The sequence below is a fragment of the Nitrospirota bacterium genome, assembly GCA_030684575.1.
In the GTDB taxonomy this organism is placed as follows: Bacteria; Nitrospirota; Nitrospiria; order Nitrospirales; family Nitrospiraceae; genus Palsa-1315.
In genome coordinates, this window is sequence record JAUXVD010000015.1 from 64360 (window position 1) to 85134 (window position 20775).

The 20775-nt window shown below is 56.5% G+C and carries 23 protein-coding genes; 14 read left to right on the forward strand and 9 right to left on the reverse strand.

Features of this window, described 5'->3' with window-relative positions; translation table 11 throughout:
- Positions 1-26: 26 nt before the first annotated feature.
- The 9 genes from rplM to alr all read left to right on the forward strand — a co-directional run bounded on the left by rplM (position 27) and on the right by alr (position 7397).
- Positions 27-455: a 50S ribosomal protein L13 gene (rplM, locus tag Q8N00_11640; protein ID MDP2383444.1), complete on the forward strand. Its 429-nt coding sequence runs from the start codon at positions 27-29 to the stop codon at positions 453-455.
- Between the two features lie 38 nt (positions 456-493).
- Positions 494-886, forward strand: a complete 393-nt coding sequence (gene rpsI / locus Q8N00_11645) for a 30S ribosomal protein S9 (protein ID MDP2383445.1) — start codon at positions 494-496, stop codon at positions 884-886.
- Positions 887-969: 83 nt separating this feature from the next.
- Positions 970-2043 (forward strand): N-acetyl-gamma-glutamyl-phosphate reductase, encoded by a 1074-nt coding sequence (gene argC / locus Q8N00_11650; protein MDP2383446.1) that lies wholly within the window; start codon positions 970-972, stop codon positions 2041-2043.
- Positions 2044-2072: 29 nt separating this feature from the next.
- Positions 2073-3299: a bifunctional glutamate N-acetyltransferase/amino-acid acetyltransferase ArgJ gene (gene argJ, locus Q8N00_11655; protein MDP2383447.1), complete on the forward strand. Its 1227-nt coding sequence runs from the start codon at positions 2073-2075 to the stop codon at positions 3297-3299.
- Between the two features lie 224 nt (positions 3300-3523).
- A complete protein-coding gene (gene rpsB, locus Q8N00_11660) occupies positions 3524-4297 on the forward strand; it encodes a 30S ribosomal protein S2 (GenBank protein ID MDP2383448.1) in 774 nt (257 codons plus the stop codon).
- Between the two features lie 60 nt (positions 4298-4357).
- Complete coding sequence (gene tsf / locus Q8N00_11665; GenBank protein MDP2383449.1) at positions 4358-4954, forward strand: translation elongation factor Ts; 597 nt, start codon at positions 4358-4360, stop codon at positions 4952-4954.
- Positions 4951-5676, forward strand: a complete 726-nt coding sequence (gene pyrH, locus Q8N00_11670; GenBank protein ID MDP2383450.1) for a UMP kinase — start codon at positions 4951-4953, stop codon at positions 5674-5676. Before tsf ends, pyrH begins: the two co-directional genes overlap by 4 nt.
- A gap of 18 nt (positions 5677-5694) precedes the next feature.
- Complete coding sequence (frr, locus tag Q8N00_11675) at positions 5695-6258, forward strand: ribosome recycling factor (GenBank protein MDP2383451.1); 564 nt, start codon at positions 5695-5697, stop codon at positions 6256-6258.
- On the forward strand, positions 6255-7397 hold the full coding sequence (alr, locus tag Q8N00_11680; protein MDP2383452.1) for an alanine racemase: 1143 nt from the start codon (positions 6255-6257) through the stop codon (positions 7395-7397). The genes frr and alr overlap by 4 nt, the downstream gene beginning before the upstream one ends.
- Positions 7398-7485: 88 nt before the next feature.
- On the opposite strand, the gene Q8N00_11685 is transcribed toward alr, so the two are convergent.
- From Q8N00_11685 to Q8N00_11705, 5 genes are all read right to left on the reverse strand, one after another.
- Positions 7486-8835: an outer membrane protein transport protein gene (locus Q8N00_11685; GenBank protein MDP2383453.1), complete on the reverse strand. Its 1350-nt coding sequence runs from the start codon at positions 8833-8835 to the stop codon at positions 7486-7488.
- 79 nt (positions 8836-8914) lie between these two features.
- Positions 8915-11629, reverse strand: coding sequence for a response regulator (locus tag Q8N00_11690; protein MDP2383454.1), 2715 nt, complete (start codon positions 11627-11629; stop codon positions 8915-8917).
- A 211-nt stretch (positions 11630-11840) separates the two neighbouring features.
- Positions 11841-13454 carry a hypothetical protein gene (locus Q8N00_11695; protein ID MDP2383455.1) on the reverse strand — a complete coding sequence of 538 codons (1614 nt, stop codon included), beginning with the start codon at positions 13452-13454 and terminating at the stop codon, positions 11841-11843.
- Positions 13455-13770: 316 nt separating this feature from the next.
- A complete protein-coding gene (locus tag Q8N00_11700) occupies positions 13771-14079 on the reverse strand; it encodes an MTH1187 family thiamine-binding protein (GenBank protein MDP2383456.1) in 309 nt (102 codons plus the stop codon).
- A 65-nt stretch (positions 14080-14144) separates the two neighbouring features.
- Positions 14145-14804 carry a bifunctional precorrin-2 dehydrogenase/sirohydrochlorin ferrochelatase gene (locus Q8N00_11705; GenBank protein ID MDP2383457.1) on the reverse strand — a complete coding sequence of 220 codons (660 nt, stop codon included), beginning with the start codon at positions 14802-14804 and terminating at the stop codon, positions 14145-14147.
- A 139-nt stretch (positions 14805-14943) separates the two neighbouring features.
- Here Q8N00_11705 and Q8N00_11710 point away from each other — a divergent pair, with 139 nt between their 5' ends.
- Positions 14944-15396: a hypothetical protein gene (locus Q8N00_11710; protein ID MDP2383458.1), complete on the forward strand. Its 453-nt coding sequence runs from the start codon at positions 14944-14946 to the stop codon at positions 15394-15396.
- A gap of 58 nt (positions 15397-15454) precedes the next feature.
- Here the strand turns inward: Q8N00_11710 and Q8N00_11715 are convergent, their stop codons facing one another.
- Complete coding sequence (locus Q8N00_11715) at positions 15455-16000, reverse strand: HNH endonuclease (protein MDP2383459.1); 546 nt, start codon at positions 15998-16000, stop codon at positions 15455-15457.
- Positions 16001-16169: 169 nt separating this feature from the next.
- On the opposite strand from Q8N00_11715, the gene Q8N00_11720 reads away from it, so the two are divergent.
- The gene (locus Q8N00_11720; protein ID MDP2383460.1) at positions 16170-16490 is read left to right on the forward strand and encodes a Rieske 2Fe-2S domain-containing protein; all 321 of its coding nucleotides are present in this window, start codon (positions 16170-16172) and stop codon (positions 16488-16490) included.
- Positions 16491-16579: 89 nt separating this feature from the next.
- Here Q8N00_11720 and Q8N00_11725 read toward each other — a convergent pair whose 3' ends face one another.
- Positions 16580-17086 carry a hypothetical protein gene (locus Q8N00_11725; GenBank protein ID MDP2383461.1) on the reverse strand — a complete coding sequence of 169 codons (507 nt, stop codon included), beginning with the start codon at positions 17084-17086 and terminating at the stop codon, positions 16580-16582.
- 193 nt (positions 17087-17279) lie between these two features.
- Between Q8N00_11725 and Q8N00_11730 the strand changes: the two genes are divergently transcribed.
- The 3 genes from Q8N00_11730 to Q8N00_11740 all read left to right on the forward strand — a co-directional run bounded on the left by Q8N00_11730 (position 17280) and on the right by Q8N00_11740 (position 18684).
- Positions 17280-17726, forward strand: a complete 447-nt coding sequence (locus tag Q8N00_11730) for a gamma-glutamylcyclotransferase family protein (GenBank protein MDP2383462.1) — start codon at positions 17280-17282, stop codon at positions 17724-17726.
- 34 nt (positions 17727-17760) lie between these two features.
- Positions 17761-18087: a (2Fe-2S) ferredoxin domain-containing protein gene (locus Q8N00_11735; GenBank protein MDP2383463.1), complete on the forward strand. Its 327-nt coding sequence runs from the start codon at positions 17761-17763 to the stop codon at positions 18085-18087.
- An 84-nt stretch (positions 18088-18171) separates the two neighbouring features.
- A complete protein-coding gene (locus Q8N00_11740; GenBank protein MDP2383464.1) occupies positions 18172-18684 on the forward strand; it encodes a MogA/MoaB family molybdenum cofactor biosynthesis protein in 513 nt (170 codons plus the stop codon).
- 213 nt (positions 18685-18897) lie between these two features.
- Here Q8N00_11740 and Q8N00_11745 read toward each other — a convergent pair whose 3' ends face one another.
- Together Q8N00_11745 and Q8N00_11750 are read right to left on the reverse strand one after the other, a co-directional pair.
- The gene (locus Q8N00_11745) at positions 18898-19332 is read right to left on the reverse strand and encodes a CBS domain-containing protein (protein ID MDP2383465.1); all 435 of its coding nucleotides are present in this window, start codon (positions 19330-19332) and stop codon (positions 18898-18900) included.
- 294 nt (positions 19333-19626) lie between these two features.
- A complete protein-coding gene (locus tag Q8N00_11750; protein ID MDP2383466.1) occupies positions 19627-20655 on the reverse strand; it encodes a zinc-binding dehydrogenase in 1029 nt (342 codons plus the stop codon).
- Positions 20656-20775: the final 120 nt, after the last annotated feature.

The following is a 20775-nucleotide window of genomic DNA, read 5'->3' on the forward strand; positions in this document are numbered from 1 at the left end:
CGTTAGCGAAGGAGCACGGAAACACAATGTTGACCTACCAACAAAAGCCCTTAGACGTACAAGAGAAGTGGTATCTCGTGGATGCAGAAGGAAAAACACTGGGCCGCCTGGCAGCCCGCGTGGCAGGAATGTTACGCGGCAAACACCGGCCGACCTTTACCCCCAATGTCGACATGGGCGACCATATCGTGATCGTGAATGCCGAGAAGATCCACCTGACCGGCGACAAGATGACTACGAAGCTCTATCGTCACCATACCGGGTTCCCTGGCGGACTCAAGACCGAATCGGCGCAGCATGTCTTCCGGAAAGACCCCACGATCCTCTTGACCAAAGCGATCGAGGGCATGTTACCGAAGACCCCGTTGGGAAATGGCATGGCCAAGAAACTCCGCGTCTATGTCGGACCCGTTCATCCGCACCAGGCCCAAGGACCGGAACCCATTACACTGTAATCAATCATCACCGAGAGTGAAGAAGGAGACGTTGTAGCATGGCAGCAGTAACTCAATATGCAACCGGACGACGCAAATGCGCAGTCGCCAGAGCCTGGGTCACCGGGACGGCAGGCGATATTACGATCAACGATCAACCGATTGAGAAGGCATTCCCACGCCTGACCTTGCGGCAGATCATCCAGTTCCCGCTCGAAATCGGCGGAGTCGTCGGGCAGTATTCGATTAAAGCCACCGTACATGGCGGCGGAGAAGTCGGACAAGCCGGCGCCCTCCGTCATGCAATCGCACGTGCATTGGTGGTGCTGAACCTCCCCCTCCGTACGCCTCTGAAGAAAGAAGGCTTGCTGACACGTGACTCGCGCGTCAAAGAGCGGAAGAAGTACGGACAAAAGGGCGCGAGAAAGAAGTTCCAGTACTCGAAGCGATAAACATCGGAGCCACAGTCAGAAAAAGGGAAGGCTCCATGCCTTCCCTTTTTTTGTGTCTGCGGGGTGCGCCGTAGGTGAGGGCGATGAAAAAGATACGCGTCGCAATTGCAGGAGCCAGTGGATATGCCGGAGCGGAGCTCGTCCGCCTGGCAGCGCTCCACCCATATTTCGAGCTGCACGCCGTCACATCGGAAAAGTCCGCTGGAACCCCCGTGGCCTCCGTCTTCCCTAGTCTGGCAGGGCTCGTATCTCTTTCATTTCAAGCGCTCTCACCCGAGGCCTTAGCCGATCAGGTCGACGCGGTCTTTTTAGCGCTTCCTCATACCAAGTCATTGGAGCCAGTTTCCGCCTGTCTTCAAACAGGCAAACTGGTGGTCGACCTCAGCGCCGACTATCGCCTGAAAGATTCCGCCATCTATGAGCAGTGGTATCGCACGCCGCATACCTATGCGGGCCTCCTGAAGGATGCAGTCTATGGACTTCCTGAATTACACCGAGCCGCCATCGCCAAGGCCAAGTTGGTGGCCTCGCCAGGCTGTTACCCGACTGCTGCCATTCTACAGTTGGCCCCACTCTTCGCCCACGACCTCGTGCAACCGAACACTGTGGTCATCGATGCGAAATCTGGCATTTCAGGCGCAGGGCGAAGCCCGGCTCTCCCCTATCATTTTCCGGAGGCCCATGAATCTCTAGAGCCCTACAAAATCGGGCAGCATCGGCATATCCCGGAGATCGAACAGGAGCTCGGTGGATTACTTCAGCGGGCCTCATCGCTGACGGGAGCAGGGACGACACAGCCGATCGTGACATTCACTCCTCACCTCGTTCCGATGAATCGCGGTATCTTGAGCACCGCCTACTGCAAACTGAAGAGCCCGATGGCACTGGACCACCTGCGCATGCTGTATCGAGACTTTTATAAGGGGGAGCGATTCGTCAGAGTCCAGGAAGACATCATGCCAAATCCTCGCTACATCAAAGGTTCAAACTATTGCGACATCGGCGTCTATCTCGACCCCCGTTCCGGTTCAGTCATTACAGTGGCCGCGCTGGATAATCTGGTGAAGGGTGCCGCCGGACAAGCCATTCAGGCGATGAATCTCATGTCCGGCTTCCCGGAAGAAACAGGATTGACGGCTCCAGCAGCCTATCCATAAGGCATATAGACCAGGACGGCTTTTTCACCATGAGAACCAAGAAGACATCACCCACATCTCCGCGACGCGGAGTTACTGCGCCACAAGGATTCCGCGCTGCCGGCATCCATTGCGGGATCAAGAAGCCTGGCCTACTCGATCTCGCGCTGGTCGTCTCAGAACGGAGCGGCCCCATTGCCGGTGTCTTCACGATGAATCAAGTGGTCGCAGCACCGGTCGTCGTCGATCGCCTACATTTACGCAAAGGAGTCGGGCGAGCCATTCTCGTCAACAGTGGTAACGCAAACGCCTGTACCGGTGCCAAGGGGTTGGCTGCCGCAAAAAAAACCGCAACCTTGGTCGCACGATACGTAGGAGTCCCCGCGCACCAGATCTTCATCGGATCGACCGGCGTGATCGGCCGTGTCTTGCCGCTCAATCGAATCATGAAGGGAATCCCGAACGTATTCAGCCAGCTCAGCGATCGTGGAGGCCCAGACGCCGCCCGAGCGATTATGACGACTGATCTACGTCCGAAATCGATTGCCCTTCAAGACACTATCGGTGGACGGTTGATCACCATCGGCGGCATGGCCAAAGGCTCCGGCATGATCCATCCCAACATGGCCACGATGCTGGGCTACTTCACCACGGACGCCTCAATCACGAGGAGCGCCCTCCAACGGGCCCTCACGTTAGCGGCCAACGAATCATTTAATTGCATCTCGGTCGATGGAGACACGAGCACCAACGACACCGTCCTCTGCTTAGCAAACGGCATGGCGGAGAACCGCACCATCAAGGAAGACACCCCTGCCTTTCGTCGCTTTTTGCAACTCCTGACAGAAGCCTGTCAGGCGCTAGCGCTGGCGATCTGCCGCGACGGCGAGGGAGTCACTAAAGTCGTGAAGATTGAGGTATCCGGCGCAGCCACTGTGGCACAAGCCAGACAGGTTGCCCAAACCGTTGTCACTTCAAACTTGGTGAAAACGGCTCTCTTCGGAGAGGATGCCAATTGGGGGCGCGTCATGGCCGCAATCGGCCGCTCAGGAGTCCCCATTACTCCCGCGAAGCTGACAGTCTCGTTTGGCGGAGTCCCAATGGTACAAGGCGGCATGGGACTCGGACTCGCAGCAGAAGGCCGCATTGCGAAGGTCTTCCGCCAGAAAGAATTTACGATTTCCGTGGGGTTGGGGCAAGGCCGTCATAAAGCCCATATGTGGACGACCGACCTGTCGTTCGATTATGTCCGTATTAACGCAAGCTATCGATCCTAGGGCATAATTCCACCCTGTCGTCTTGCAAACGCAACGTCATTATGCTAGCGTGCCAAGGCTTTAGTAGTCAGGAGACTGTCTCCTTCTCGCATAATTTTGTGCGTGGAGGAACCGTATCAAATTCATATCGGCGTCATGGACGTCGCTCGACTTGAGAATAAGGGGGCCAGTCCCCCTCATCTGCGTCAGCGGGTGCTCTGCAAGTCTTGAGGGGAGGTGAAGGCATGGGAGTGGTTTCGATCAAGGAATTGCTAGAAGCGGGTGTCCATTTCGGACACCAGACGAATCGGTGGAACCCAAAGATGAAGAAGTTCCTCTTTGGCGAACGTAACGGCATCTACATCATCGACCTTCAGCAAACATTGGCTCGGATGGAGCAGGCCTATGCCTTCGTCCGCGACACCGTCGCCGCCGGCCAGTCGGTCCTGTTTGTCGGAACCAAGCGACAGGCTGCCGAGATCCTTCAAGAAGAAGCCCTGCGCGCCAACATGTTCTTCGTCAACCAACGTTGGCTCGGCGGAATGCTCACGAACTTCCAGACGATCCGGAAGAGCATCGATAAGATGAAGAAGCTGGAGACCAAACTCGCGGATCCCAGCCAATACGGCTTGAAGAAAAAAGAAATCATGAAGATGCAGAAAGAGATCGTCAAGCTTCAGAAGTATCTGAGCGGCATCAAAGACATGCGCGGCGTCCCCGGAGCCGTCTTCGTGCTCGACACCCGCATCGAACACCTTGCCGTGCAGGAAGCCAAACGGTTGGAGATTCCGATGATCGCGATCCTGGACTCGAACTGCGATCCAGATCACATCACCTATCCGATCCCTGGAAACGACGACGCCATTCGCTCCATTAAGCTCATCACGTCCCTTATTGCCAACGCCTGTATCGAAGGCGCCAATATACGGGCACAGCGCGAAGAGGCGGACTTTAAACCAGCGCCTGTGGCCGGCGGCAAACCAGCAGCCATGAGCCTTGCAAGCACGCCGGCCTCATAACGTCCGGCATGGCATAGGTCAACTACGGCACTCACTGTTTACTAAAAAGGACCGTCACGTATGGCTGGATCAAGTCAGCTTGTCAAAGAACTGAGAGAAAAGACCGGAGCCGGTTTCCTCGACTGCCAGAAAGCCCTCACCGAGAACGGCGACGATATGGAGAAAGCTGTGGATTACCTGCGGCAGAAGGGCTTGGCCGCGGCACTCAAAAAGTCAGGCCGTGAGACCAACCAAGGCCTTATCCACGCGTATATCCACATGGGTGGAAAAATCGGCGTGCTCATCGAAGTCAATTGCGAAACCGACTTCGTGGCCAGAAACGAAGAATTTAAATCCTTCGTCAACGACTTGGCCCTCCAGGTCGCCGCGGGAAAACCCTCTTACGTCAAACGAGAAGATATTCCCGCCGAGCTGATCGCAAAAGAGCGTGCAATCTATGAGGGACAGGCCAAAGAAATGGGCAAGCCCCCAGCGGCATGGCCAAAGATCGTCGAAGGCAAGGTAGAGAAGTTCTTCCAGGAGAGCTGTCTCATCGAACAAACCTTCGTCAAGGACACCGCCGTCACGATCAAAGATCTTCTGGCCTTGAAGATCTCAAAAATCGGCGAGAATATGAACATCCGCCGCTTCACCCGGTATCAATTAGGCGAAGCATGAGCTCTGCCAACTATCGGCGCATCCTCCTCAAAGTCAGCGGAGAGATGTTGGCCGGTGAGCAGGGCTACGGCATCCAACCTTCCATCCTTGAAGGTCTTGCCACGGAAATTGCCTCCGTCGTGGCCCTCGACATCGAAGTCGCAGTGGTCATCGGCGGCGGCAATATCTTCCGCGGTATTGCCGCCAGCGCATCCGGCATGGAACGGGCCTCTGCCGACTACATGGGGATGCTCGCGACCGTCCTCAATGCCTTAGCACTGCAAAATGCACTTGAGCGCATCGGCATCATGACGCGCGTCCAATCGGCAATCGAAATGCGTCAGTTGGCAGAGGGCTATATCCGCCGCCGGGCCATTCGTCACCTTGAGAAAAAGCGTGTCGTCATCTTTGCCGGTGGCACGGGCAATCCCTACTTCTCGACCGATACAGCCGCCGCACTCAGAGCGATGGAAATCGGGGCACAGGTCATCATGAAGGGAACCAAGGTCGACGGTATTTACGATGCCGACCCCGTAAAGAATCCCACGGCCACAAAGTATCAGACCATTTCCTTTCTCGCGATCTTGAATCAGAACTTGAAAGTCATGGACGCGACGGCCATCAGCCTCTGCATGGACAACAATCTACCGCTGATCGTGTTCAACCTGAAGGAACAAGGCAACTTCAAACGCGTCGCCACCGGCGAAGCGATCGGAACAGTTGTCACGCCCGATCGCCGCTAATATTCCAGGGAGTCTCGTATGTCGAATCCTGCCGCTATCCACCAAAAATTCATGGAAAAGATGGAGTCCGCACTGGAATTTCTGAAGCGCGACTTGGCTGGACTACGGACCGGACGAGCCTCTGTGGCCCTATTCGACAGTGTCCGTGTCGACTACTACGGCACCATGACCCCGTTGAAACAGGTGGCCAATATTTCGACTCCTGAAGCGCGCCTCATCACGATCCAACCGTGGGAACCGAATCTGATCAAGGAAATCGAAAAAGCCCTGGCCGGATCGACCCTCGGCGTGACCCCCTCAAACGACGGAAAAATCATTCGCATTCCCCTTCCTCCGCTCACCGAAGAGCGCCGTAAGGAACTCGGTAAGGTCTGCAAAAAGCACGGTGAAGACACCAAAGTCGTGGTGCGAGGGTTTCGTCGAGATGGCAACGAAGAGTTGAAGAAACTGCAAAAAGATGCCAAGTTGACGGAAGACGATTTGCGAAAGGCTGAAGCCGACACTCAAAAACTGACCGACCAATACATTCAAAAGGTCGACGACGTGGTGAAGAAAAAAGAACAAGAAATCATGGAAGTGTGACTGCGGCTTCGACCTTGCTACCCACCTACGCCACCGTCAATCTCTCGGCACTCGCCCACAATCTCTCCTGTATCCAAGGCTATCTCTCTCCCGGCTGCGAAGTCATGGCCATCGTCAAGGCCAACGCCTATGGGCATGGAGCCGTTGAGATCGCTCACGCCCTTGCACGCAAGGGTATCGGACGGTTTGCCGTCGCCTCTATCGAAGAAGGGATCGCACTCCGTCAAGCCGGTCTCTCGACTCCCATCGTCGTGCTGGGGGCACTCTTCGAGCAGCAACTGGAAGACCTGGTTGCGCACCGGCTCACCCCGGTTATCGGCAATGGATCCATCTTGCATGCCTTAGCACAAGCGGCCAATTCGCATCCGTCCCCCTACCCGATTCACCTCAAGATCGAAACCGGCATGGGGCGGTTGGGATTTTCGCCGGAAGAATTGCGCCCGCTCCTCGATAACCCTCTTATGCGGAGTGCGCTTCACGTCGAGGGACTGATGACACATCTTGCCGACGCAGACGGAACGGATACCGCCTTCACCGAGCGACAGCTTGGTGTATTTGAGGCCATCCTGGAGCAGGCCAGGCGGCGCGGCCTTCCCCTCCCGCTGGTACATACGGCCAACAGTGCCGCCATCGTCCGGTTCCCTGAATCTCATCACTCACTCGTACGCCCCGGCATCATGCTCTACGGGTACCATACCCTGCCCGCATCAATACCAGCTCCTGACCTTCAACCGGTCCTTTCACTGCGTACCACCATCGCCCACATACGGACCATTGCACGGGGCGGAACGGTCAGTTACAACAGGACATTTATCGCGAGTAGACCGACGCGAATTGCCGTACTGCCCATCGGCTATGCCGACGGTTATAGCCGGCATCTCTCCAACCGCGGATCGGTGTTGATTCAGGGTTGTCGGGCCCCAATTGTGGGTCTGGTCTGCATGGACATGACCATGGTGGATGTCACCGACATCCCACCGGTAGACGTTGGCGAGACCGTCACGTTGATCGGGCAGCAAGCTGGCGCAGCTATCTGGGCAGATGAAGTCGCTGACTGGATCGGCACGATCCCCTACGAAGTCCTCTGCGGGATCGGTTCCCGCGTCCCCCGCCTCTACGAATCCACTGTGCGAGACTAGCGGGAAAAGAGCGCTAAGCGAGTCAAGCTGGGGATCAATCGGTTTACATCGCGCCTTTCTCGCCCATCCCGCCCATCACGTATCCTCGTTAGTAGATCATTCGAATCGAGACACTTCCGACATGCAGCATCGTACGATAGGTTCCGTTGACGGTCGGGTTGCGATTGTCCAGCACCGTACGGTCCTCGTAGAACGCCGTTTGAAATGAGAGATCAAGTCCGATCGCCTTGGGCTTCAGCGATCCCACACCTAAATCTCCACATCGCATCAGCCCCAAAAACGATCCCTGCTCCTTGCAAAGGAATCCCACCCCTCCGCCCACGATATGGAGGTCAGAAGAGGGAATCCCTGGATCGTACGTTAAATCAGGCATCTGCTGTTGTTGGTTGGTATAGCCTGCCCGCAGCGCCATCTCCCAGCTTGGGAGCGATTCCAGCGACAGCCACTTGTATTCGGTTCCGAGCATCACCGCATAGGTACTCTTCCAATTCTGCGGCTGCGGAATTGTCGTTCCGTTCGCCAACGTCACATCGAGATTTCTGACGGATTTCCATCCGACGTAGTCGACGTCCATCTCCAGCTTCCATTCCCGCTCTGGCGTACGAACTGGCCACAGGGCAATGGCGGCGGTGATCACTTGCGGCAAGACCAGGGTAGCCTTGGCATCCGAGACCTTGGCGCCATTCGCAAGCAAGGCTCCGGCCAAATGAAGCGTGGCCTGACTACGATAGACAATGCCGATGTTCGCCACCGGCTTCCCGTCGCCATTGCGCAGCGCCGTATACAAGAGACTGGTATTGAACCCGGCTGCGGTGTCTTTGCCGGACAGCTCCACCTTCGATCCTGCTGGAATCCCTAGCCCCCCCGGCCACACCGACTGCTTTTCAACCTGACCTTCTCCGACGAGTCCACTGAACGTATAGATATCCGCACCCAACCCAAGCGAGAGATTCTCCGTCGCCTTGTAGGCCAGAGTCGGTTTGATATCCAGAAGCGGCAACGTGTTGAATGTGGTGGCGGTCCTGAACGGCCCATCGTTCGACCAGCGGGTGAGCGAGCCAAACGGCACCGTCAGACCGATCCCGGCCGTGAGATCGCCCAGAGCCCTCACCCCGAGATCCTTTAAGTTCGCCGTGATGAATGTGTGCCCGGGAGGAGGCCAGGCGGCACTCCCGTTTCTGTCACCACGAGCATTCACGCCTGTCGGGCTCGTGAAGTGTGTGGATCCACCGGAAATGATGGCCCCTCCCATGACTTGCACACCCTGCAGTTGTGTCATCCCGGCCGGGTTGTAATGTACAGCCGAGGGGTCATCCGCTTGGGCGGCATAGGCATTACTCATCGCCGATGCCGCGGTGCCCTGGCCTTGAATGCGCGGCACCTGTGCCGCCGCCTTCCACGGTAGGACGACCCAACAAAGCCCTACGATGAACAGCACGAATATCCATATCCATCGCACTGATCCCAACCTGTTCCCCCCGCAGCCCCATCCTCTTTTCACCATCGTCCTCCCTCTCTCACTCGCCTGGTGCGACTGGCCCCACCGAAGACTCTGGCGACCTCTGCTCCGACGGTCTAAACCAGCAGTCGACAATCCGTTCGAGTTCGTCGATATCGAACGGCTTCAGCACATAGGCTTGCGCCCCCATACCGATCGCACGAATAGCCAATTCCTTGGACCCAGACGCCGTCACCATCACAATGGGAATCTGCTGATCCCATCGCCGAATCTGCCGCAGCACATCCATCCCGTCCATAGAGTGAATACCGATATCCAGAATCAGGCCCTCAAATGTCTCGGCCCGGACGGCTTCCAAGGCTCGGACTCCGTCCACTTCCAGTTGGACACGATAGCCCCTCGCTCGCAAACGATCCTGTAAGAGCTGCCGAATATCCGGATCATCCTCAACAATCAAAATACGAGGCGCTTCTGCGGATGCGCCAGCCAACGGCGCGGCCATGGCAGGAAGTAACGGAATGGTGAACGAAAGCTCCGCACCCTGCCCCAGTTCACTCTTCGCAACGATCGTCCCTCCCTGTAACTCCACCAACGTCCGCACAATCGACAAACCCAAACCCAGCCCTTTCGTACCGCTCCGGGCCTGCTTGACCCGAAAGAAGGGATCGAAAATCTGATCGAGAAACTCTGGGGATATACCAGGCCCCGTATCGCGCACGGAGATTCCTGCGAGCATCTGATTCTCCTGCCGCACCGTCACCAGAATGCTGCCGCCCTCAGGGGTAAACTTCACCGCATTCTGCAGCAAATTTGTTAGTATCTGAATCAGCCGATCCCGATCTGCCCAGACCATCAGGGGGATAGGGGGAGCAACCATCTCCAAGGTTTGACGTTTGGCCTGGGCCAATAGGCGCAACTGCTCGACCGCATCGCCGACACAATACCCCAGATCGATCTCGCTCGGCACAAGATCCAATCTCCCGGACTGAATCCTGGTGCGATCTAACAAGTCCTCGATCATGCGGATCAATCGCTCGGCATTGTCCAACATCCGCGATAAGTAGCGTTGCTGCTTCTCATTCAGCGGCCCCGTCAGTCCGTCCAACAGATTTTGTAAAAACCCCTTGATCGAAGTCAGCGGCGTCTTCAGTTCATGCGAAACATGCGAAAGAAATTGCGACCGCAAGCGATCTGCCTGCTCCAGCTCAGCCGTGCGTTCACGGACTTTGGCTTCAAGGCCCAGGTTTAACTCTTCGATTTGTTCATACGCGGACGCGTTGTCCAAGGCGATGGCGACTTGATTAGCCACCGTCATCATCAACTCGAGATCGTCCTGCGTCAGACTATTCTCCTGCATACGATCGACCGTCAGACTGCCAAGAATCCGATCTTTCGTTTTCAAGGGGACGGCGATCAACGCCTTCGCCTGGGTCAACAGAGCCAGCTGTTGGTTCAATGGATGAATGCGATCCCACACGGCTTGCAGATCCCCGATCAACAGAGGCTGGCCCTGGATGAGCACAACGCCTTCCGGGCTCATGGGATCGGTCACAGGAATTTCTCGCGCACGCACAAACGCCTGAATTTCAGGCGAGACGCCGAATGCCCGCGCATCCTTCACGACATGACGGATCGGGTCGTAAAACGAGACCATCACCCGATCGTACGGGAGATCGCTGGTCAGAGTTTCCAGCACTTTCTGCATCAGCGCCTCTCGATCGAGCGTCGAGTTGAAATGTAGTCCCGCTCGATGGAGGGCCGTCAACTGAGCCACTTTTCGGCGCAACTCGACCCGCGTCTGCTCCTGTTCCAGGTAGGCGGTACGCAACTCTTCGTGGCGCGACTCCACAACCGTGATCTGCTCACGAATCAGCGCCTCACGCTGTTGGCTCTCCTGCCGAAGATGCCGGTTGATGAGCATCCCTGCGACGGATATCGGAATGAGACCGGCCAGGATCACTTCCCCGAGACTCATCGACGGATAGGCTAGGCGCATCAGCCCGGCCGTGGCGAGACCGGCGCCCATACCCCAAAGAGGCCAGGCTGAGTATCGTCTGGCTTGACGTTCCCACCGAACCTCCCATTCACAGTAATCGTCACCCTTCACAATACAGGCTCGATCGACCACTCGTGATTCGGGAAGCAGATGCAGGCGAGGCGGCACCATCGCGAATCGCCCCTTCGTCGATTCACAAATCTGCGCGGTGCATGCCTTACGATAGGGGCCGAACTGCTCAAAGACCCGCGCGGTGAGGTTCATTCTCAGCACTGCGGAGGTGTCCGTCACCTCCAGCACCGAATACTCAAGATCCTTGGCATATTTCCGCGCGAAGTAGGGAAACATGCGATGGATTTGCGCCAGGCTGAACGGACGTCCCAACGTCTGAATCAACGGGGAGATATGCTTCTCCCGGCCCACGTTCATGTAAAAATCAGGATCTCTCGACTGTTCCCGGCAGAACTCACGCAGATAGGACGTAAACTCATAGGAGTAGCTGTTCCAGACATTCTTCAACTGGTCGAGGGTGACATGATAGGCGGGATCTCGTATCCGGTCATTGAGCAAGCGGCACAGGTCATCCATAGCTCGTGCCGCGGCATCCACGCCTTTCGTCCGCGTCACCCATTCTTCCAAATACTCCACGTTATCGTGGACGATCATCCCGCTTACATCTTTGATCCGTTCACCTCGTTCGTCCACGCCAAATGGCACAAACTTCATATAGGGGCGCTCGAGGATGGTCTGTGTTGGAGGGAGAAGCTCTTCGGCCATGAGATGCTTTCGTCAATCAGAAATCCGGGATGCCGGTGAGGAAGATGCCACGCTCGTACGCCGACCGCTCAGGCTCTATGATAGAGCGCCGGCAAAACAGACAGGGCACGAATGCTCACCCTGAAGAAATGCGGGGATTGTGCCTTGCAATTCGTGGAGAGTAAAGAGCCTTCTCCGTCAGGCGGTCAGAAATCCTGTCCCGTGCGATCTGCTAGGCGTTCATATTCACTTCAAGGTTCTTGGGATAGAGCTTCCACGGCATCCACGGCTCACTCTCCATCGCCCGCTGAAGCCCTTCCAGCTCCTGCCTGAACGCCACGAATGCGGCAACCGCCCGTGCGGAGCGTTCCGGATTGGCGGACTCTGACAACACAACCGCCGTAAGGTCGGCCATCAAGGGGGCGCGCGGCGTACTCAGCATGAAATTCATGTTGAGCAACCGCTGATAGACATCCACCGGTTCACGGCTCCCGTCACGAGCCACTTGCACCGGCATGACATTCGTCCAAACCTGGTAATTCCAGAGCGACGACCCGACCAATTCATGCTGCACCGTGCCGAGATAGAGGCAACAGGCCGCTAATCGAGCCAACGAAGCCCTGGTAAGAGATGCAGCGGTTACGGGCAGACCGTTCGGCAACGCCTTGTCCAACGCATCCACCCACTCACAAATGGCACGATCCGCCCTGACATCCGCATCAGTGCCGTAGTAGAGAGCCAGATATCGTGTCGTATGCCGGAGCATGACATCGAACAAGGCGGTCAGGTTCCCCTCGGTTGGCTGGTCGAATCCTGCATACAACACTCCCCGCTTGGCGGCGTAACCTTGAGGATCCCAGGCCCTCGCATCAAATCCTCCGACGCTATCGTCCATTAGTCGATACATCTCCTCATGGGCATAACTGAACACCGCCTCGAAATCGCCTCCAGGAACCACCTGCGACTCCATCCCAAGCCGGTTACTGGCCTGAGCGCCAAAGATATGCGGCCACAGCAGCCGACACAATGGATGGTCGTCAGGGAGCACATTGCGTGTCACGATCGACAGCGTCTCACCACCGATCAGATGCACCCAATTCCAATGGCGAATAAGGCTCGTATGGGTCGAGAGGGCACAGAGCGCCAAGCGGCTCGCCAACGCCCAGTTCGCATCGTTGGGATAGGACAGCCCGAGTGCAGATTCAATCTTCGTCGGAGTCAGCCGCTTTCCCATGGGGTCCAACTGAAACTGAACACGCGTACCTAATCGATACAGCCCTGCCCTAGGGTGATATTCGGTCAGATGCCGGAGATCCCACTCAAAGGAGTCCTGATTCATCACCTTCCTGATATACCCGGCAAAAGGTCCTTGCACCGCCAAGGTCCCGAGATCAGGGCTTCCCTTCAGTTCCTGTGGAAGCACGGGAAACTCCAACACCTCCCTGGGCACCCGGCCATGCCGCTTCGCCGCCCTATTGACCGCCCGGCGATGTCGATCGGTATAGGCCTGGGCCAACACCACCTGCGGAATCGCATCGATGGGAGGAAGTCCTTGTACCGTGGGAGGAAGGAGGCGATTCAGGAGCATGAACAATCGCGAGAAGAACCGGCGAATCCGGTGACGGACCACAGGATATTGTTCGTCCCGTGGTGTACATTCACCGATCAATACATGCTGAATCGCAATACGGGGGAATATCCGCGCGACAGGAACAGCCTCCAGCTTGCGAGGATCCTTGCGGCATCGAGTCACATCCAAATCCCGATTGGTACTGAACTTCAGCGCCAGAATCCGACTCCATAACCCGTTTCGAATTGCCCACCGAAACTGCGCGATTCTTCCCATCCACATCTCCCTACCCTATGGTGAATCACCACCATGTTATTTGCCGCATGAAAATACCCTACAACATAAACCAGTTCATGCGGCCAAGGCACTGACAAACTACGTAAGCACTATCGGTCGGACAACGCAAAGTACATACCCAGCAGGGCGCGGCCAATGAGAATCGTGGTTTCGTGTGAAAATGCTGGGATATTGAAAGCTACGTTCAGAGGATGGGGAACTTCTCTATGGTCGCCGTGGCAGCCAGTATCCCTTCAGATACTGGCCGCCACGAGAAAGATACAGAGTAGAGGGCTTGTCGTGCCGCGCCAGAGAATTATGTTTTCACTGTTCGCTTGAGTTGTCGTTCCACACTGGCAACTTTGCTCGTGAGCCGGCCCTTGGGGCCTTTCCGGTAGTCGACTTTGATCGTACAGGAAATACGGCCGCAATCTTTCTTCATCCGCACATAACATTGCTTGACGACGGCAAAGACCTCATCCCACTCCCCTTCAAGCACCGTCCCCATCGGATTCAACCGATAGTCCACTCCGCTCTTATCGATAATATCGAGCGAGCGCGACACATACTTGCCGACACTCTCTCCCTTGCCCAATGGCGACATGCTGAATTCCAATAAGACCATCGCGACTCCTTCTTCTGCGCATCACCCTTTACGTGTCACGCCTCACGCTGTACGTCTGGACACCCTTACGCTTCCCCCTTGATCCCAGGCACGACCGCAAGCTTCGCCCGTTCATCAAGCCACACCTTCGGATACTGGACCTTGCCTAATACGCGAAACCCATCCAGTGCCTCACGCAACAGAGCCCGACGTTTTTCGAACTCCGGCTCATTCGCCTTGGTCTGCTCCCGAAGTTCGCCAAGCCATTCCACAAAGGCGGCAAACTCCTCGCCGAAAATCTTTTCCATATCTTCCTTCATGAAACCTGACAGAGCCGGAGCCACCCCGCTTGTACTGATCGCGACACGGAGATGACCGGATACCACGACTGCCGGCATCGTCACCGTTGAGCATTCCGGCTGGTCGACCGACCACAAGAGGAACTTTTTCTCCCGCGCCTTCGCGAAGAGCGCGCGCGAAAAGTCGCGATCCCCTCGCACCATATTCATCACGAGAATCGCGCTTTCCAAATCGGTATCGCGAAAATGGCGTCCACGATGAACCACCTTCGCCGACGCAGCCAAATCCTTGAGCGTATCGTTGAGCGACGGTGCCACGACGGTCACCTTCGCCCCTGCGTCCAACAACCGCTGAGTTTTCTCCGAGGCCTCCTCGTCTCCCCCGAGCACAAGCACCGGGTACCCCTTCACATCCAGAGACAACGGAAAGCCAGAATTTGCTGCCATGGTGGTTCCTCCCAATTCAATAGTGGGGCGTATCATACAACACCCTGTTTTGCAGCGTAAACCGTGCCTTCCCCTTTTCTACCGGCCCCCGTTATAATGCGCCGGTTTACCCCTACACCTTTGCAAAGGAACCGTACCCATGGCCGCCTATTCTGCACGCACACTTGGACTGGCCGGGAGCATTATCGGCCTCGCCGCGATCGCGGCATGGCTGGGCCTGGCCCATAGCTGCGACCCGGAGACCCGCGAGGCCGTGATCGCCGGGCATGTCCTCATCGCTCCGGCCCTGGCCGATCAGGTACGGCCCACCGATGTGCTCTTCGTCATTGTCCGGAAACCAGGCGCGGCAAGGCCCGTCGCGGCAAGGCGCATCGACAATCCGCAGTTCCCCGTGGCATTTGAACTCACCAATGCCGATGTGATGGTGCAGGGTTCTGAATTGCGTGGAATGCTGGATGTGGTGGCCCGATTGGACCGAGATGGCCAGGCCGGCCCGGCTCAGCCAGGCGACATCGAAGGCCGCTACGCGAAAAACCCGACGTTACCGGGCGGACGGGATCTAGAAATTACCCTGGATTCGGTGAAGCAGTAAAGAGGAGGTCCTGAGTCCTGAGTGCGAAGATCGGGCCCCTCAGAACGTAGCACGGTATTTACGCCTCGGCGGGGTCGGCGTCCAACTCCATATTCCAATAAAGATAATCGCGCCAGCTTTCTGGCGTATTCCGAATCCCGATGGTAATCGTCACAACTGGATTCCAACGTGGTTTGACCGGCTTGTTCATCAGCTTCATGCCGGCTTCATCGGGCGTACGACCGCTTTTCTTATTATTGCAACGCCAACAAGCGGTGACGATATTCTCCCAGGTCTTTCGCCCACCCTTGGCGATGGGGACGACATGATCGAACGTCAGTTCCTCAGTCCGGAACTTGAACCGACAATATTGGCAGGCAAAACTATCGCGGGTGAAAATATTGATGCGGGAGAATTTCACGGCCCGGTGGACATCCTTGAGACGAACCCGCTTGAGGAGCCGCATGACGGAGGGAAGCTTGAAGGAGATCGACACCGAATGAACCTCTCGGTCATAGACCTCGAGGACTTCGACTTTGCCCTGCCAAAGAAGCGCAATGGCTTTTTGCCAATGCACCACCCGCAAGGGCTCGTACGTCGCATTCAGCAGGAGAGTCATTTCCATGCAGCAACCTCATTCTCAACCGTGGCTCCTTCTGTGAGAAGGCGCTGGTTTAGTCTTAGGACGCGTACCTGCATCTATGCCATAAGCCTCAGTTGGAATCAAGTCATTGACGGGTCTCGGAAACCGACCCGTCTCATCGGCCAAGCCTCCAACAGGAAAGATCAGCGCCATGCCTGAATTTGTCACCGTTGCGAAAGTGGAAGAGATTCCTCCGGGGACCGGACGGACCGTCGAAGTCCAAGGAGTCTGGATCGCCCTCTTCAATGTCGACGGATCCTTCTATGCCGTCGACAACACCTGTCCGCATGCGGGTGGGCCATTGGGAGAAGGATGTCTGGAGGGCCACATCGTCGAATGTCCGTGGCATGGATGGCGCTTTGACGTACAGAGCGGAGCACGACCGGAGAATCCGGACATAACCGTCGCCTGCTGTCATGTCCGAATTGAAGGGAATCACGTTCAGGTCGCGTTGCCGGAGCACTTCAAATAGGAGCCTGTCGGGAGACAGGCTCGGTCTATCTGGTTCATCTAGTCGCGCTCTGGTTCAACCAAATAGATGGGACAGACTGGAGGCTTGTTTCAGTATCCTGGAGAGCCGAGAGGCATTGCCGGGGCCGGCAATCCTGACGGTTCACTATCCGGCTCTTTCGGAGTGACTCCGTCGGCCGGAAGCGACGCGGCATTGACCTTCTTCACCGCAAGATTGGCATGCCAAATAAATTCCCGCTCAAACCATTGCCCCGTCACCCCTTGGTCTCGCAGCTGAACCCGTATCTCGTACATATCCCCTTCCACGAGCTTCACCCGCCACTCACCCAACCGGGCAACCCGATGACGTTCGCTCATCGAACGCACATGCTCCGTCATCGCCTGAAGAATCGTGGGATAACCCAGCGCACGATGGGTTTGCACCAACGCGAGGGCCTCAGCAGCCAGAGGATCAGCCATGGGATTGAGCGACGGAGGCTTCAGCCAGAGATAGTACAGCCCACCCAATACCAGTAGGGCCACCACCGTATAGTGAATCACCTTCACCATTGAAAACGAAGAAGAGGCAGCAGGAGAGGACGAATGGTTCTCTGACATGGACATCCTGTACAAGGGGTTCGATGAGAGGATAAAAAACCGCACAACCTCGCGTTGCATCTTAGGAAGAGCAGCAACGCGAAGTCAATCGAGCCTGCACGCCAGCCCCGCATGCGGCTTGTGTGCGTGAAAGAGGTTATGTTACAAATATCGGTCTAGTCGACACCTTTGTATCCTGAGGCGGTAAATACCCATGAAATTCTTTCTCTACGGGGACCATCTCAACCCCACGCAGCTGAAACGTCGCGCACCGGAACATCAGTTCTTGATGCTCGCCACGATTCCAGAACATACCATCAAGTTTTGCCGATGGTCCTCACAATGGCGATGCGGTCTGGCCAGCGTGGCCCCCTCGCCTGGAGAACAGGTCTGGGGAGCGGTCTTCGAAGTGACGGACGAAGACCTCAAGCTGATGGACCTCTTCGAAGAAGATGTACCCCCAAGCGCGTTTCGCCAGGTCCAAGTGACCGTGCTGACCGAAGCCGGGGAGAAAATGCTGGTCACCACCTATGCCGCCACCCCGATCGGCAAATTCAAACCCAAGGCGCATTATCTCGATTGGGTGATGAAGGGCCTCAAGCATTGGAAGCTGCCAGAAGAAGCCATCGATATGTGGAAGTCGTTCGTACCAACAACGTAACCGATCAATAGCAGTACCGTCCAAAGGAGAATCCATGCCAAAGCCAAAGTACCACATCGTCGTCTGCACCAATTCACGTCCTCCGGGACACCCGAAGCCATCCTGTGGTAGCGCTGGAGCGGCCTCCCTGCTCATGGCCTTTAACATGGGGCTCATGCAGAAGGGTGTGACACCGGGAGACGTCATCGTCAGCGGCTCCTCCTGCCTCGGCCCCTGCGAGCAAGGACCCACCGTCGTCGTCTATCCGGACGCCACCTGGTACTCCAAAGTCACGGAAGCAGACGTCGCCACCATCATCGATGAACACATTAAGGGCGGAAAGCCCGCCGAGAAACTGAACCCGGACGCAGTCTGGAAGTAATAGTAGGCGAGAGGTGAGGGGCCAGAGGCAAGGGGTGAGTTCCAATCATGCCCCTAGCCACAAGCCTCTTGCCGAACCATCTCTATGCCAACGCCCAGTCATACAGAACACAAATCCCATGCACCCAAGTCCATTGGGTGCATGGTGATTACCTGCAGCGACACGCGGACTCCCGACACCGATACCAGCGGGCAAGCCATCCACAAGCTCCTCCGGCAGTTCGGCCATGAGGTCGTGGCCTACCATCTCGTCAAAGATGAACCGGCCCAGATCAAAAGCCGAATTGAGGAAGGCCTGACGAACGATGCCGTCCAAGCCATCATCATCAATGGCGGAACCGGGATCTCAAAGAGGGATTCGACCTTTGAAGCGGTCGACGCGATGTTGGAGAAACGGCTCGTGGGATTCGGCGAGATCTTCCGCTACCTGACCTACATGGATATCGGCTCACCAGCCATCATGAGCCGCGCCACCGCCGGCATCATCAAAGGCCGTATCTTATTCTCCACCCCAGGCTCCGAAAACGCCGTCCGCCTGGCGATGGAAAAACTCATCCTCCCCGAACTCGGCCACCTCGTCAAAGAACTCTCGAAATAGGTCAGGGCTAAGCGGCTAGGGGTAACGGGGGTTGGCTCGGACTCTTCCGACATTCTCTCTACTTCTTCGCCTTTAACTTTTCTTCACCACAGGATGTTCAAAACGGCCTTCCAGCAAGGCCGTAGGTGAATCAAAACCGGAGGCGTACCCTCAGGGGTACGTAGAGGATTTTGATGAACCGAGAACGATGCTGGAGGCCGTTTTCAACATCCGTCAATCTTGCGAAATCTTCGGTTCAGAATACGGAGCCTCCGTCTTAATACTCGATTGGGCATACCGCTTATAGAACATCATCACATCCCGCACTGAGACCACCCCGACAATTTCGCCAGATTTGGTAACGGCAAGATGGCGTACGCCCAAGTCCCCCATCATGTCCTGCGCCTCATCCACCGACTGCGCCCCCTCGATCGTGCAAATGGGGCTCGTCATAATCTTCTCGACCGTCAGCTTGCCGAGGGGCTTACTCATTGCCACAGCCCGGCGGACAATATCCGTATCGGTCACGATCCCAACCAACTTCGTCCCCTTCTTCACAAACAGCGACCCCACTCGCGCCGCCTTCATCTTCTTGGCCGCGCTCACGATCGACATGCTGGGCCCGACGGTCTTGGGCTGTTTGCTCATGATCTTGGATACGCTAGACATGGTTTCCCTCCCTCTCGTTAATGGTATCGAGCGGAAAGAACGCCGGCCGCGTTCTCCCAGTATGATGGCTAACTTATTATACTCGCATACGTGGGAAGGATGACTGCAAAAGAGCGCCTGGGTCAGGCCGAAGAGAAGGGTACTACTGAGGATGGGCTCCACGTCTACGATTCAGAAGCAAGGTCTGTTTAAAATGCCCTTCCAGCAAGGCCGCAGCCGAGTCAAAACCGGAGGCGTACCCTCAGGGGTACGTTGAGGGTTTTGACGAGGGGAGAACGATGCTGGAGGGCACTTTCAACAGACTAGTATGATTTTGCCGAAGAACTTGCGGCTCAACATCTGCTCTTGAGCCGCCCTGGCCTCTTGGAGAGGATAGGTGCGGTCGATCACGGAGATCACACGCTTTTGCCCCATCAGCTCCGCCGCCTTCACCAGTTCAGCCCGCGTACCCATGTAGGAGCCCTTGATGCTGTACTGTCGGGAATAGATATACCGGAGATCGACCTTCACTTCTGCGCCGGTCGTCGCCCCACAGGTAATCAAGCGACCACCCTTCGCCAACGACGCCAAACAGCTCTCCCATACCTCCGGGCCGATATGCTCAAAGACCACATCAACGCCATGGCCTTCGGTCAGCAACTTCACCCGTTCTGCGACATTCTCTTTCGCATGGTTGATGACGGCATCGGCCCCCAGGATAACAGCCTTGGGAATCTTGTCGTCCGATCCAACAGTCGTGATGACACGCGCCCCGGCGAGCTTCGCCATTTGAATGGCCATGGTCCCCACTCCACTCCCTCCACCCATGATCAAGACCGTCTCACCATGTTGAAGCCCTGCCTGCGCAAACAGCATGTGCGACGCGGTCACAGAAACGAGCGGAAAGGCCGCCGCCTGCTCGAAGGAGAGGTTCTCCGGAATCGGCATCACATTGCGGAACGGCACCTTCACATACTCGGCATACCCGCCATGCATCATCGCCCCGAGCAGGCTGTAGGAGCGGCAGAAGTTGTCCCGCCCTGCCAGGCATGGTTCACATTTCCAGCAACTGATCCCCGGCGAGAGGAACACGCGTTGCCCGACCGTCACGTGATCGGCTTGCGCCCCCACTTGTTCCACGATCCCGGCCACATCCGACCCTGACACATGCGGCATCGGCATGGGATAGGCCGGATTCCCCTGGCGGATCCAAATATCCAGATGGTTCAAGGCACAGGCTTTCACCCGAACCAGCACCTCATCCGGGCCGATCGTCGGCATCGGCAAATCTTCATACGAGAGTTTGTCCGGTCCACCATGCGCCCGAAACAAAACAGCTTTCATATTCAGCTCCTTACTAGACCACCGCGTCCATTATAGAACCAGATCGGAGAAAACCAGGAGAAGCTTGAGAGAGGCAGAGACCGGTTGGGCCTCTTGCCAACTAGCCCCATCACGCAGGAT